Genomic DNA, 13,540 nt, shown 5'->3' with positions numbered 1-13,540 from the left:
CGCCCCGTACATATCCTGACTGACAAACTCGGGGCGAGTGCATAGAATGATGAACAGAACAATTTCTAATCATGCGACTGTCAAGGAGCGTCCGGTGACCACACTGGATCAGAAGCCGGCACGGGCCGAGGGCCGCAAGGACCCCTGGAGCCAGATGCTCGAGAAGGTGGGCAAGAACCAGGACCGTCAGGCCTATCATGCCCTGTTCGAGCATTTTGGCCCGCAGATCAAGTACTACGCCATGGCTAACGGCCTGGCGAGTCATGCCGAAGAGCTGGTCCAGGAAGTGTTCGTGTCCATCTGGCGTCGTTCGTGTCTCTATGACTGGCGCAAGGCTGCCGCATCCACCTGGATCTTCACCATCGCCCGTAATCAGCGCATCGACATGCTGCGCAAGATGAAGCGCACCAGCGCAGAGATGCCGGTCGAGACCGAAGATCTGTGGCAGATTCCCGGCGAAAACGATGATGAGCCGGTTACATCGCTGCATCGCCTGATGTCCGAGCGCCGGGTGAGAGAATCTCTCAGCCAACTCCCGGAAGAACAGATCACCGTTATTGCCAAGGTTTACATGGAAAGCAAGTCACACCAGATGGTGGCCGACGAGCTTAATATACCGTTGGGTACCGTAAAAAGCCGGGTTCGCCTGGCATTGAACAAACTGAAAGTGATATTGCAGGACCAGAACGTATGACACGGCATCACCCAGACACGTTAACTCTGATGGAATACAGCGCGGGCAACCTCAGCGAGCCCCACGCGTTGTGCATTCGCCTTCATCTGGATCAGTGCCCTCACTGCCGCAGCCGCGCTGATACGCTCGACAGCCTGGGCGCGGTGATGATGGAAAGTCAGCCCCAGGTGGGTGTGTCATCGGACATGTTTGACTCCATCCTGTCGCGTATCGACAGTGAGCCGGACATGACCGAAAAGTACATCCAGACGCAGGCCAAACGCATGAGCCCGCTCCAGAAACTGTTGGGCGATAACCTGAACGACCTGCCCTGGAAGCGTCAACTGGGCGATGTCAGCGTACTGGACATCAGCGAACGGTTCCCGGGCCAGAGCGAGCAGGTTGTACTGCAGAAGCTGGCCGCTGGCGGCAAGGCCCCGGTTCACACCCACCGCGGCAACGAAACCACCATCGTCCTCCAGGGAGCCTTTGCAGACCAGAAAGGTGTGTTCAACCAGTGGGACTTTGTCGTTCTCAACCAGGAAGATGAACACAAGCCTGTCGCCGTTGGCTGTGAAGATTGCATTACGCTGTCGGTATTGAGTGCGCCGGTCAAACTCACCGGCACTTTCACCCGGTTGTTGAACCCTTTTATACGTTGAGACGGTTCGCCGTCTCAACGCTTTCCCCGTCACCATGGAATAGCGGAACCATCCCAACTCAGGAAGGTTCCGTTATCGTTCTCTGTTAAACCCTCTGCCACATTCAGGATGTTTTCCGCCGTTTCTCCCGGCTCGTGGACCTGTAGCTGCGCCAGTGAACGGGCAAAAGGCCTGCTCAGTGGCGACAATGTGGTTCCCGGATGCACTGCTACACAGGCCAGCGGGCGGTATTTCCTGGGCAATTCAATGGACAGATTGCGCACCAACATATTGAGCGCCGCCTTGGAGCTTCGGTAGGCATACCAGCCACCAAACCCATTATCGGTTATGGAACCGACCCTGGCAGAAACCGCCACTATACGTTTGAAGCGCCGATGACGTAGCCAGGGAGAGATGGCCTGAACCAGCATGGCAAAACCGGTGGCGTTCACCGAAAAAGCATGGGCGAAAGCCTCTGCATCCAGATCCTCCAGTCGCTTTTCCGGAGTCACCCCCGGGCCATGCAGTATTCCCGCGGCATAGATCAAGGTGTCCAGTCCCGCCTCTTCCGGCACAACCTCCTTGAGTTTTTCTGCTGCTGTCCGGGCACTGTCTTTTTCAGCTGCGTCCCACGGAATCAGTGAGATCCGGTCTGACTGCTCGTCGCTGAAAGCAACCGATGATGGATTGCGGCACAGCCCCACAACCGAAACCCGGGAATCCCGTTCCAACAGTCGTTCGGCCAGGGCGTGGCCAATAGCGCCGGATATTCCGGCAATCAACACCTGCTTCATAGCAACTCCTCGCCAGCATTCCGGCTATCAAGTGAAACCATCGGATAAATACGAATATTTCCGCCTTCAGACCGGTCGCTGCAGTGAACCGAAGATTAAAACGGGCGTATGAATACAAGCGTTGACACCACTTGCTGCATTGAGGAGAGACTTCCATGCAATACCAGGCCCCGGCGAATGACCTTCGCTTTTTGCTGTTTGATGTCCTTGGCGCTGACAAGCTCCATGAACTGGAAAAGTACGCAGACGCCACCCCTGACCTGATTTCGGCAGTCATCGACGAGGCCGGAAAACTGGCAGCGGAAGTGATCCAGCCCACCAATCAGGTCGGTGACCGCCAGGGTTGCCAGTACAACCCGGAAACCCATGACGTTACTACTCCGGATGGCTTCCGTGAGGCCTACACCAAATTCGTCGAGGGCGGCTGGACGGCACTGGACGCACCGCTGCAATACGGCGGTCAGGGCCTGCCCCATACCCTGAAGTTCGTGGTGGATGAGATGGTGTGTTCCACCAACCTGTCCCTCGGCATGTACCCTGGCCTGACCCACGGTGCCATCAGCGCCCTCTATGCCCACGGTTCCGACGAACTGAAAGACACCTACCTGGAGAAACTGATTTCCGGCCAGTGGACCGGTACCATGTGCCTGACCGAGCCCCAGTGCGGTACTGACCTGGGGCTGATCCGTACCCGTGCCACACCCAATGATGATGGCTCCTACGCGATCGAAGGCACCAAGATCTGGATCACCGGTGGCGAACATGATCTGGTGGACAATATTGTGCATCTGGTACTGGCCAAGCTCCCCGGCGCGCCGGACACCACCAAAGGTATCTCCCTGTTCGTGGTGCCCAAGGTGCTGCCGGATTCCGGCGAGCGCAACCCCGCCTTCTGCGGTGGCCTGGAACACAAGATGGGCATCAAGGGTTCTGCCACCTGCGTGATGAACTTTGAGGGTGCCAAGGGCTGGCTGGTGGGCGAGCCCAACGACGGCATGCGCGCCATGTTCACCATGATGAACGAAGCCCGCCTGATGGTGGGTATGCAGGGCCTGGGTCTGGCCGAGATGGCCTACCAGGAAAGCCTGGGCTTTGCCCGCGAGCGTCTGCAGAGCCGTTCCCTGAGTGGCCCCAGGAACCCGGACGGCCCGGCGGACCCGATCATCGTGCACCCGGATGTGCGCCGCATGCTGATGCGCCAGAAGGTGCTTAATGAAGGCATGCGTGCCCTGGCCCTGTTTACCGGCCACAAGCTGGACCTGTCGGTGGCCCATGGCGATGAATCGATTCGAGAATCGGCGGATGACCTGGTTCAGCTGCTCACTCCGGTGGTGAAGGCTTTCCTCACGGACGAAGGCTTCAACAACGCCAACACCGGCCTGCAGGTGCTGGGCGGTTCCGGCTTCACCACGGACTGGCCACTGGAGCAACTGGTACGGGATGGTCGTATCGCCCGCATCTACGAAGGCACCAATGGCATCCAGGCAATGGACCTGGTGGGCCGCAAGCTCAGCCTCAAGGGCGGCCAGCTGGTACGTACCCTTTTTGCGGAACTGACCGGCTACCTCAAGGAAAACCCGGAAGCGCCTCACCGGGAGGAGCTGAAGGGTGCCATCAAGTCGCTGGAGTCGGCCACGATGTGGATCGCTAGCCATGCTCCCAGGGACCCGGAGCAGGCCGGAGCGGCCGCAACGCCTTACCTGCGCCTGATGGCACTGACCGTCATCGCCTACCTGTGGTCCCGCATGGCAGGCGTGGCGCGGGCGCAACTGGCTGCCGGCGAAGGCAACAAACCGCTCCTGGAAGGCAAACTGGTCTCGGCCCGCTTTTACTTCGAGAAGCTACTGCCGGAGATCCAGTGGCTACAGCAGGACATCGAGAGCGGAAAGGAGTCGCTCATGGCCTTCGAGGACGATCACTGGGCAGCGTGAGCGGCTTTTCAGGCCAACCCCGAAACTATGGCCGGAAATGACTGACATTTGTCAAACACTGACCTTCCGGACAGCACGCTTATAAACGATACTGAATACGTTGATTAGTGTCTCTGAACTAGTCCGGCCCACCCCCCGTCGGGTTGGGCACTTGCTTACAGGCCACGCTCTTGCGTGGCCTTTTTTATGCCTGGCAATCGCCGTTTCCCGACACCCTGACTTACCCCGATTAGAGACAGCCGGCAGGGCTGGGTTACAATCGTGGCTTTTGGGCGGAGATGCAGTATGACGGGTGACGATTTCCACTTCCGCTTCGGCGGCATTGAGCGGCTGTATGGCCGCAGGGCCCTGGAGCGTTTCCGTCACGCCCACATTGCCATTGTCGGCCTCGGCGGTGTCGGTTCCTGGGCCGCCGAGGCCCTGGCCCGCTCCGGTATCGGCGCGCTGACGCTGATCGACATGGACGACATCTGCGTTTCCAATACCAACCGTCAGCTCCACGCTCTGACAGGCCAGTATGGCCGTACCAAAACCGACGCCATGGCGGAACGCCTGCGGGGGATCAACCCGGAAGCCGATATCCGGGTCCACTTCGGGTTCCTGAACACCAAAAACGTCAGTGAACTGATCACCCCGGAGATGTCAGGGGTGGTTGACGCCATCGACAGTGTCAAAGCCAAGGCTGCGCTGATTGCTCACTGCCAGCGGCGGAAGATTCCGCTGATTTGTGCTGGCGGTGCCGGCGGCCAGATGGACCCGACCCAGATCCGCGTCAGCGACCTCAGCAAGACCACGCAGGATCCACTCCTGGCCAAGGTTCGTAATCTGCTGCGACGGGAGTATGGTTTCTCACGCAATCCCAAACGCCGCTTTGGAATCGAAGCCGTGTACTCGCTTGAACAGCTCACGTATCCTGCTGGGGACGGTGAGGTTTGCCTCCAGAAACCGGCCACCGAAGGCCCGGTGAGGCTGGATTGCGCCTCAGGATTTGGCGCCGCCAGCCCGGTGACCGCCAGTTTCGGTTTTTTTGCAGCAGCCCGGCTACTTGCCAGGCTCGCACGCAAGGCGGAATCCGACACCTCAGTAACCTCCCCTGCCGACCAACAGAACTAACCCATGACTCAATGGAACTGAAGCCATTATGACCGTCAGCACCGTTTTTCTACTTGCCTGCATTGGTGTGCTTTCCCTGTTCTGCCAGTGGCTCGCCTGGCGGGTTCGCATGCCGGCCATCCTGTTCCTGCTGGCCGGCGGTATCGCGGTAGGCCCGCTGCTCGGCTTTCTGAATCCGGAGCAGGTGTTCGGAGACCTGCTGTTCCCGGTCATTTCCCTGGCAGTGGCCATCATCCTGTTCGAGGGCAGCCTGACGCTCCGGTACGAAGAAATCCGTGGCCACGGCAAGATGGTTCGCAATCTGATTCCCGTCGGCTCTGTTGTCACCTGTTTTATCGGCACCCTGGCCGCACGCTGGATCCTGGATGTGTCCTGGGAGGTGGCGCTGCTGTTCGGTGCCATTTCCATCGTCACCGGACCAACGGTTATCGCTCCTCTGCTGCGATCCGTGCGGCCGGACGCCAAGCTCGCCAACATCCTGCGCTGGGAAGGCATTATCATCGACCCGGTGGGCGCCCTGCTGGCGGTTCTGGTATTCGAGGGCATCGTGTCCTGGGGCCAGGGCAATGTCTTCGGCCATTCCATGTACATCTTCGGCAAAACCCTGGCGGTGGGCTTCCTGCTTGGCGCCGCGGCAGGCTGGCTCAATGGCATTGCCCTGCGCAAGCACCTGTTACCCCAGTACCTGCATAACGCCGGCACCCTGACCTTCATGCTCGGCGTCTATGCCCTGTCCAATGAAATGGCCCACGAATCGGGCCTGCTGACGGTGACCGTGATGGGCATCTGGATGGCCAACATGAAGCAGGTTCCCATCGACGCCATTCTGGAATTCAAGGAATCCCTGAGTGTGCTGCTGATCTCGGCCCTGTTCATCATCCTCGCCGCACGGGTCGAGTTTGCCGCCATTGCCCAATTGGGCTGGGGCCTGGTGGTCGTGCTTGCGCTGCTGATGCTGGTGGCGCGCCCGGTGAGCATTTTTCTGTCGGCTATCGGCACCAGTCTCAACTGGCGCGACAAGCTGTTTCTGAGCTGGATTGCCCCCAGGGGCATCGTGGCCGCGGCGGTATCCGCCCTGTTCGCGTTCCAGTTACAGGAGCTGGGCTACGAGAGTGCCGGTGCCCTGGTACCCCTAATCTTCATGCTGATCATTGCCACCGTCACCCTGCAGAGCCTCACCGCGCGGCCGCTGGCCAAGCTGCTGGGGGTGGCCGAACCAGCCGCCTACGGCTTCCTGATCCTGGGCGCCAACCCGGTGGCTCGGAAAATCGGCCTGGCACTGAAAAAACTGGAGGTGCCGGTCATTCTGGCCGATACCAACTGGGAAAACGTCAAGCAGGCTCGAATGGAAGACCTGCAGGTGTACTTCGGCAACCCGGTATCCGAGCATGCGTCTACCCATCTTGACCTGACCGGCATTGGCAACCTGCTGGTGATATCCCCGTACAAGCATATGAATTCACTGGCCACCTATCACTTCCTGGACTGGTTCGGAAAGGGCTCGGTGTTGACACTGGCCGAGGGCGACCAGGACCAGAAAGCCAGGCACCAGACCGCCGAGAAAATCCAGATGACCCGGGGCCTGTTTGGCGGAGTGAGTTACGCCAAGCTCGCCAGCCTGGCCAGCCAGGGGTATTCGGTGAAAACCACCCAGCTCAGTGACGAGTTCACCTTTGACGACTTTCTGGAGAAATACGACCGCCAGGCCATGGTGCTGTTTGTGCTGGACACTCGTGGGCACATCACGCCTGTGAAAAGCATGGATGCCATCAAGCCCGAGAAAGACTGGACCCTGGTCAGCCTGGTACCGCCCCAGGCAAGAAAGGAGCGCAAGGAGCGGGATACCGGAGAAACCCCGGAACCGGCTCCGGCCTGAGGGGGTTGGCCTGGGTTGGCGTGAGGGAGTCAGCGACTACGGCAGTCGAGCACCAGTTTGCCCCTGACGTGTCCGCCCTCCAGCATGCGGTGCGCATCGGCCACCTGATCCAGCGTGAAGGTCTCGTCAATGTGAACCCGCACGTCGCCGTCCTCGATCAGTTCGGCGATCTCATCAAGGTGAAAGACATCAGGGCGGACGGTCATGCCGTGGGCCCTTAGCCCCAGCGCTTCCGCTGCCGTAATGATCTCGTCGGCCGTTACCGTGGGAATGGTCACCAGCACGCCATGCTCGCTAAGGGTATGCAGGGAACGCTTGCCAGCCTCGCCACCCACCAGGTCCAGCACCACGTCCAGACCGTAGCATTCGTCCACCACATCGGTGGTGTGGTAATCAATCACCTCATGCACACCGAAGGCGGCCAGGAAATCGCGGTTGCTTGCTGATGCAGTCGCGATGACATGGGCACCCCGTTCCAGTGCAAACTGGACCGCAAAATGCCCCACTCCGCCGGCGCCGGCGTGAATCAGTACTTTCTGGCCCGCTTCCAGTTCCGCCACTTCGAACAGCGCCTGCCAGGCGGTCAGCGCGGCCAGGGGCAAGGCGCCAGCGGTTACCAGGTCCAGCTCTTCCGGCACAACGGCCAGCTCGTCGGCACGGGCAACGGCATACTCAGAGTAGCCCCCGCCGCCGGCAGGAAACCCTACCATGCCCATTACCCGGTCACCGGGCGCCAGGGTGGTGACATCCTGGCCTACGGCAACCACTTCGCCGGCGGCGTCAAAGCCCGGGGTCCAGGGCAGGCGGTCTTCAATCTGCCGGGCGACGAATCCCAGCCCTTTGCGGGTTTTCCAGTCGATGGGATTCAGGCCGGCACCGGCCAGCCTGAACAGCACTTCCTCGGCACCCGGCTCCGGGATTGCGGAGGATTCAACCCGGAGGACGTCGGCATCGCCAAAGCGGTCATAGACGACTCGGCGCATGGCGTTGCCAGCATTGGGATCAACGGTGTTTTCCATGATGTTCTCCAGACAGCTTCAGGGACAGGACAGAATCATTTGTTCAGACTAGCAGAAACTTCACGGTGTGGAATTAAAGCTGGCATCAAAGCCGCGACCACCCGGCACCATGGCGCCGCCGAGAATGTCAGCGTATTCAGCAGGCATGCGCGAGGGCCGCTGGCTTTTCAGACTGACGCAGGCGTGGGTGGATACCGCCCGTACCAGGGTCTTGCCGTCAGATTCCCGTACCAGCTGGAACTGGCGCGCTGAGCGAAAGCGACCGTCAAACCCGGTCAGCCAGGTACCCAACACTAGACGATCGCCGGCGTTGGCGGCCGCCAGGTAATCAATTTCTGTGCGGGTGATGGCCATGGCCTTGCCGGTTTTTTCATGCAATTCCCAGGTCATTCCCAGGCTCTCGATATGCTGCCAGCTGATCTCCTCCAGCCAGCGCACATACACCACGTTATTGGCATGGCCCAACCTGTCGGTATCCTCATCACGCACGTCAATGGTCATGGTGAAGGGTTCGGGAAGATCCCAGCTCACCGGATTGCCATCACTCATCGTTGCTGTCTCCCAGGCCCGGAATGGCCGATAACGCTAACCGGCCAATGCGGTCATTGTGAAGTGAACCAAAGTAGAGGTAACCATCGTGGGGATTAACCGAGGTTATCTCCTGCAAATGGGTACCGCGGGTGTCGTGAAGGCTGGTAATCACCCCGCCCTGTTCGTCCATTGCCACAACCAGCCCGTACTCCTGGGGCTCTGGCAGAAAATAGTCGGGCAGCTTGGCCAACAGGTCCTTGAGCCAGGGCTGCCGGTGCATGGCGTCAACCTGCGGGTTTCTCAGGGTGGGAAAGGCTACCCAGTAGCGGCCTTCACTGTCGACCGCCAGGTTGTCGGGAAAACCCGGCAGATTATCGGCGAACACCTCGGCCTGGCCGGGGGCCCGGCCGCCTATCCAGTACTTGAGGATGCGGTACTTCCAGGTTTCGTTGACCAGCACGTACTCACCATCCGGCGACACCGCCACCCCGTTGGCAAAATGCAGGTTGCTCAGCAGCACCTCGGTTTTTTGCGTGCGCGGGTCATAGCGCAGAAGACGCCCGTGAGGACGCATTTCCAGCAGGTCCAGCACGTAATCCGGCTGACGGAAACGGGAGCTGGCGTCGGTGAAATAGATCCTGCCGTCCGGGGCAATATCCACATCGTCGGTAAAGCGGAAGGGTAGGCCCTCCGCTTCCCGCGTCAGCAGGGTGACGGACTTGTCCGGGGCGATGGATAACAGCCCCTTCCAGGAATCCGCCACAATGAGATTGCCCTGGCGGTCAAATACCATTCCCAGCGGCCGTCCCCCGGTTTCCAGCCATTTCTCGACCCGTCCGTCCGGCCAGACCCTGACAATCCATCCGTCCTGAGTGCCGGTGTAGAGCACGCCCTCTTCATCCACGGTAGTATCTTCCGGGCCATAGACTTCTCCCCTGGCCAGAAGATCTGCCAACCGCAGGCGTTCGTTCGGGGCCAGCTCACCGGTCAGTGGCTGTGGGGACGGAGCTTTCCAGGACTGGCTGTTTATGGGCGAAGGCGACAACAGAAAACTGCCCAACACCAGAAAACCGATCAGCAACGCTCCCAGAAGCCACTTCATAGATGATGCCTGTTCCTGTCAGATGCAATTTCGTCACCTTACCAGACCCCCGCCACCGGCTAAACTGGCAACCGCGCCGCAGGCAAGGCCATAAGGCCTAGTCGGCAAGAAAACGACGACACAGTGCGGCGAAGCTGTCCGGCTTTTCTGCGTGCAGCCAGTGCCCGGTACCAGAGATAATGCGCAGATCGGCATTGGGGAAAAGCCGGCGAATCTCATCGCGGTGCTTCTCCTGAATGTAGGCAGAGTCAGCGCCCTTGATAAACAATACCGGGCCTTCGAACGGGCCATCACCTTCGGGTGCCTGGGCGAGCTTCGAATAGCTCTGTTCGATCACTGGCAGGTTAAGGCGCCAGCGATAAGGCCCGGGATAGTCGTTACGCTCATCGTCCGCTACCCGCACCAGGTTTTTCAGCAGAAACTGCCGGACACCGGGTTCTTCCACGTAGTCAGCCAGCACCTTGTCAGCATCCTGCCGCGAGCGGATGGCGCCCAGATCCACGGCATTCAGCCCCTCCAGAACAGCATCATGGCGGGGGTGGTAAGTCACCGGCGCGATATCCGCCACAATAATCCGCTCAACGCGCTCCGGAGCCTGGAGTGCCACCTGCATCGCGGTCTTGCCGCCCATGGAGTGACCGAGGATGGCGGCTTTGTCCAGCCCCCGGGCATCCATGTAGGCCAGCACATCATCCGCCATCGAGGGATAATCCATGGTATCCGTATGAGGAGAGCTGCCGTGATTGCGCTGGTCCAGAGCATGGATCTGCCACTGGTCCTGCAACCGGCGGCTGATGCCACCCAGGTTATCCTGCGAACCGAACAGGCCGTGCAGCAGAATCAGCGGCGGTCCATCGCCGGTAATGCGGTAGTTGAGTTCAACACTCATGGACAGGGTCTCCTGTGATGCCGGTAAACGAACTACATTACCATCGGTGGCTACAGGCACAAGGGGAAGCGGTCAAAGGGGCGGGCGGAACAGATTCTGCAAACGAAAAAAGCCGGAGTCTCCCCCGGCATCAGGTCATAAACGTTGGTGTCTTCCGATCAGCTTCAGTGCGAGCTGATCAGCAGTAGTACATGCTGTTCAGGTATTCAGCCAGTGCGACAATGTTGGAACGCTCGAGCTCGTTATGGGGTACAAAAATTTCCAGATCCATGAAAACACCTCCTGTCTCAATTCGCTTGGATAAGAATCCTTAGTGACTTAATGCTATCGTTGTTACAGGGACAACCCATTGACACCCTGTCCCACAGGCTTGACATTTTGTATCAGCACGGATGAATTCCTGTTAACCATTAAACAAAGGTGACCGTGAACGCTCCCCAGGCAGAAGCCACCACATCGCCGCTGGTTGCAGCTTCAAGTACGCTGGCACTGGTTCACTATCTGGACCTGCAAGGGGTACTCGACCTCCCCACCGTGGAGAGAATCACCGGGTTCAGACGTAATGAGCTGACCGATCCGGATCTTCGCATCCCCGCTGAAAACCACTACCGCCTCTGGGAGCATGCAGAGCTGGCCACCGGCGATCCGGCCGTCGGACTTCATGCCGGCCAGGTGATCGATCCTGACCGCATGGGGCTGGTTGGTCATGTGTTCTTCAACTGCGATACCCTGGGCGAGGCCGTTACCCAGTATGTTCGCCTGCACCGGCTGATCAATGAATCGGTTACCCTGAGTTTCGAGCAGGCCGGCGACCAGGCCATTCTTACCTGGCAAGCAGATTCGCCGGGGCACTATTGCCGTCAGGACATGGACCGGACCCTGGCGGCCGCCCTGTGCCGGACCCGGCACTTTATTCACTCCTCCATCGTTGCCGAGTGGGCCGAGATTGCGCATCCGGAACCGTCCTACGGTAATGAATACCGGCGCCTGCTGGGGGGACGGATCTATTTCGGCTCCGGCACCACCCGCCTTGCCTTTGACAGCCGGCACCTGGGCCATCCGATTCCCCACCGCAATCCCTACGTCTATTCAGCGGTGCTCAAACAGGTCAACTCGCTGCTGGCCCGTCTTCAGGGCCGGCGCACCTTTGGCCGCAAGATCCGGCGACTGATATCCCGCCAGATGGCGACCGAACGCATCGATGCCGACACTCTGGCAAAACAATGCCATATGAGCCGACAGACCCTGTATCGGCGTCTGAAAAAAGAAGGACTGGGGTTTCACGAACTGGTGGAAGAGGTGCGCATGGACAAGGCCCTGCGCTACGTGGCGGCGGACCATTACGCGCTTGGCGAAATCGCCTTCCTGCTGGGCTTTTCCGAGCTCAGTGCCTTCAGCCGCGCCTTCAAACGCTGGACCGGGATGGCACCGGCCCAATATCGGGCACGCCACCAGTCCAATGAAAGCGGGGAAACATCGGAATGAGCCTGCCCGACGTCTCCTGGCTCGCTGCTGCCATCGGGCTGCTCTATCTGACTGCAGCCGTCTGCATTTACCGGATTCTGATGACCTACCGAACGGCCCAGGGCGCCCTTGCCTGGGTTCTGGCACTGATAGGCCTGCCCTATATCGCCGTCCCCCTGTTCCTGCTGCTCGGACGCAACCGCTTTGGGGGCTATCTGAAAGCCCGGCGCACCGGCGATGCCGCCCTTACCGAGCTGCTGAATCACTATGAGCGACAGTCTGCGTCCATCAGCCAGCGGGACCACGAGCATTTTGATGATGAACTCCGGGTGCTCTGCAAGCTGGGCCGGCAACCCTTCACCAAAGGCAACCAATGTGATTTGCTGAAGGACGGGGAAGCCACCTTCGACGCCCTGTTTGACGCGATGGAAAGTGCCTGCCGCTATATCCTCCTGGAGTTCTATATCGTTCGCTCCGACAAGATCGGCCAGCGCATCAAGTCGATTCTGAAGCGCAAACTCGCCCAGGGTGTGGAAGTGTGGTTTCTCTATGACGATATCGGCAGTGTCTGGTTACCCCGGAAATATCTCAGGGAACTGGCCACCGCTGGCGCCAACATTGCTTCCTTCGGGGACGGTAATTTTCGCCGTATGCGGTTACAGGTGAATTTCCGCAATCACCGCAAACTTCTGGTCTGCGACGGGGAGGTGGGCTTTGTCGGCGGTATCAACCTGGGTGATGAGTACCTGGGTACCGCCTCGGACGAGGAACCCTGGCGCGACAGCCACTGCCGCATTACCGGGCCGGCGGTGACCGGCCTGCAACTGGCCTGGCTTGAAGACTGGAACTGGGCCAGCGGGGAGTTTCCCACGCTCAACTGGACACCCTCCATGCCGGCACGGGGTGATCAGGAAGTGCTGATCCTACCCACCGGGCCGGCCGACACCTACGAAACCTGCACGCTGTTTTTCCTGAACTGCATCAACAATGCCCGCGATCGCCTCTGGATTGCTTCACCCTATTTCGTGCCCGATTTCCAGATCATGAATGCCCTGCAACTGGCAGCGCTCCGGGGTGTGGATGTGCGCATCATCATTCCGGAAAAGTCTGACAGCTGGCTGATCGGGCTTGCGGCGTACTCATACCTGGTCCAGGCATGCCGGGCTGGTATCGGCATCTACCAGTACCAGCCTGGTTTCATGCACCAGAAGATGGTGCTGGTGGATAATCGCTACGCTGCCCTGGGTACGGCCAATCTGGACAACCGGTCCATGCGGTTGAACTTCGAGATCACCGCGATCTGTACCGCTGGCGACTTTGTTGAAGGTATCGAGCACATGCTGGAACAGGACCTGGCGAGCTGCCGCCTGATGAGCGAAAGGGACTACCGTGAGCGCTCGATCCCTTTCCGCCTGGCCTGCAGAACCATCCGGCTGGCAGCGCCCTTGCTCTGAAACGGGGCGCACAAGCGGTGCCGGTTTCGGTGTGACCATTTTCCGGACGGAGA

12 protein-coding genes are annotated in these 13,540 nt (G+C 59.6%); 7 read left to right on the top strand and 5 right to left on the bottom strand.

Annotation, left to right across the window (positions count from 1 at the left end):
* Nucleotides 1-94 precede the first annotated feature (94 nt).
* Nucleotides 95-694: a sigma-70 family RNA polymerase sigma factor gene (locus tag FDP08_RS15845; RefSeq protein WP_137437086.1), complete on the top strand. Its 600-nt coding sequence runs from the start codon at nt 95-97 to the stop codon at nt 692-694.
* On the top strand, nt 691-1,335 hold the full coding sequence (locus tag FDP08_RS15840; RefSeq protein WP_137437085.1) for a ChrR family anti-sigma-E factor: 645 nt from the start codon (nt 691-693) through the stop codon (nt 1,333-1,335). The genes FDP08_RS15845 and FDP08_RS15840 overlap by 4 nt, the downstream gene beginning before the upstream one ends.
* A 29-nt stretch (nt 1,336-1,364) precedes the next feature.
* On the opposite strand, the gene FDP08_RS15835 is transcribed toward FDP08_RS15840, so the two are convergent.
* Nucleotides 1,365-2,108, bottom strand: coding sequence for an SDR family oxidoreductase (locus FDP08_RS15835; protein ID WP_137437084.1), 744 nt, complete (start codon nt 2,106-2,108; stop codon nt 1,365-1,367).
* A 155-nt stretch (nt 2,109-2,263) separates the two neighbouring features.
* Between FDP08_RS15835 and FDP08_RS15830 the strand changes: the two genes are divergently transcribed.
* The 3 genes from FDP08_RS15830 (at nt 2,264) to FDP08_RS15820 (ending at nt 7,028) form a co-directional block, all read left to right on the top strand.
* Complete coding sequence (locus tag FDP08_RS15830) at nt 2,264-4,039, top strand: acyl-CoA dehydrogenase C-terminal domain-containing protein (RefSeq protein WP_137437083.1); 1,776 nt, start codon at nt 2,264-2,266, stop codon at nt 4,037-4,039.
* 285 nt (nt 4,040-4,324) lie between these two features.
* Nucleotides 4,325-5,152 carry a tRNA cyclic N6-threonylcarbamoyladenosine(37) synthase TcdA gene (gene tcdA / locus FDP08_RS15825; protein WP_137437082.1) on the top strand — a complete coding sequence of 276 codons (828 nt, stop codon included), beginning with the start codon at nt 4,325-4,327 and terminating at the stop codon, nt 5,150-5,152.
* A 28-nt stretch (nt 5,153-5,180) separates the two neighbouring features.
* On the top strand, nt 5,181-7,028 hold the full coding sequence (locus FDP08_RS15820) for a cation:proton antiporter (RefSeq protein ID WP_137437081.1): 1,848 nt from the start codon (nt 5,181-5,183) through the stop codon (nt 7,026-7,028).
* A gap of 29 nt (nt 7,029-7,057) precedes the next feature.
* Here FDP08_RS15820 and FDP08_RS15815 read toward each other — a convergent pair whose 3' ends face one another.
* The 4 genes from FDP08_RS15815 to FDP08_RS15800 all read right to left on the bottom strand — a co-directional run bounded on the left by FDP08_RS15815 (nt 7,058) and on the right by FDP08_RS15800 (nt 10,569).
* Complete coding sequence (locus FDP08_RS15815) at nt 7,058-8,047, bottom strand: NADP-dependent oxidoreductase (RefSeq protein ID WP_137437080.1); 990 nt, start codon at nt 8,045-8,047, stop codon at nt 7,058-7,060.
* A 60-nt stretch (nt 8,048-8,107) separates the two neighbouring features.
* On the bottom strand, nt 8,108-8,596 hold the full coding sequence (locus FDP08_RS15810) for an acyl-CoA thioesterase (protein ID WP_137437079.1): 489 nt from the start codon (nt 8,594-8,596) through the stop codon (nt 8,108-8,110).
* Nucleotides 8,589-9,680 carry an SMP-30/gluconolactonase/LRE family protein gene (locus FDP08_RS15805; RefSeq protein WP_137437078.1) on the bottom strand — a complete coding sequence of 364 codons (1,092 nt, stop codon included), beginning with the start codon at nt 9,678-9,680 and terminating at the stop codon, nt 8,589-8,591. The genes FDP08_RS15810 and FDP08_RS15805 overlap by 8 nt, the downstream gene beginning before the upstream one ends.
* Nucleotides 9,681-9,777: 97 nt before the next feature.
* Nucleotides 9,778-10,569, bottom strand: a complete 792-nt coding sequence (locus FDP08_RS15800) for an alpha/beta fold hydrolase (protein ID WP_137437077.1) — start codon at nt 10,567-10,569, stop codon at nt 9,778-9,780.
* Between the two features lie 420 nt (nt 10,570-10,989).
* Between FDP08_RS15800 and FDP08_RS15795 the strand changes: the two genes are divergently transcribed.
* Complete coding sequence (locus FDP08_RS15795) at nt 10,990-12,054, top strand: AraC family transcriptional regulator (protein WP_427901846.1); 1,065 nt, start codon at nt 10,990-10,992, stop codon at nt 12,052-12,054.
* Nucleotides 12,051-13,487 (top strand): cardiolipin synthase, encoded by a 1,437-nt coding sequence (gene cls / locus FDP08_RS15790; RefSeq protein ID WP_427901845.1) that lies wholly within the window; start codon nt 12,051-12,053, stop codon nt 13,485-13,487. The genes FDP08_RS15795 and cls overlap by 4 nt, the downstream gene beginning before the upstream one ends.
* Nucleotides 13,488-13,540: the final 53 nt, after the last annotated feature.

It is taken from the genome of Marinobacter panjinensis (assembly GCF_005298175.1).
Lineage (GTDB): Bacteria > Pseudomonadota > Gammaproteobacteria > Pseudomonadales > Oleiphilaceae > Marinobacter > Marinobacter panjinensis.
This window is presented reverse-complemented; position numbering and strand designations above follow the sequence as displayed.

Coding starts and splice junctions, on each gene's coding strand:
- FDP08_RS15815 (WP_137437080.1), bottom strand. CDS start 8,047: ATGGAAAACACCGTTGATCCCAATGCTGGCAACGCCATGCGCCGAGTC.
- cls (WP_427901845.1), top strand. CDS start 12,051: ATGAGCCTGCCCGACGTCTCCTGGCTCGCTGCTGCCATCGGGCTGCTC.
- FDP08_RS15835 (WP_137437084.1), bottom strand. CDS start 2,108: ATGAAGCAGGTGTTGATTGCCGGAATATCCGGCGCTATTGGCCACGCC.
- FDP08_RS15840 (WP_137437085.1), top strand. CDS start 691: ATGACACGGCATCACCCAGACACGTTAACTCTGATGGAATACAGCGCG.
- tcdA (WP_137437082.1), top strand. CDS start 4,325: ATGACGGGTGACGATTTCCACTTCCGCTTCGGCGGCATTGAGCGGCTG.
- FDP08_RS15820 (WP_137437081.1), top strand. CDS start 5,181: ATGACCGTCAGCACCGTTTTTCTACTTGCCTGCATTGGTGTGCTTTCC.
- FDP08_RS15810 (WP_137437079.1), bottom strand. CDS start 8,596: ATGAGTGATGGCAATCCGGTGAGCTGGGATCTTCCCGAACCCTTCACC.
- FDP08_RS15800 (WP_137437077.1), bottom strand. CDS start 10,569: ATGAGTGTTGAACTCAACTACCGCATTACCGGCGATGGACCGCCGCTG.
- FDP08_RS15830 (WP_137437083.1), top strand. CDS start 2,264: ATGCAATACCAGGCCCCGGCGAATGACCTTCGCTTTTTGCTGTTTGAT.
- FDP08_RS15805 (WP_137437078.1), bottom strand. CDS start 9,680: ATGAAGTGGCTTCTGGGAGCGTTGCTGATCGGTTTTCTGGTGTTGGGC.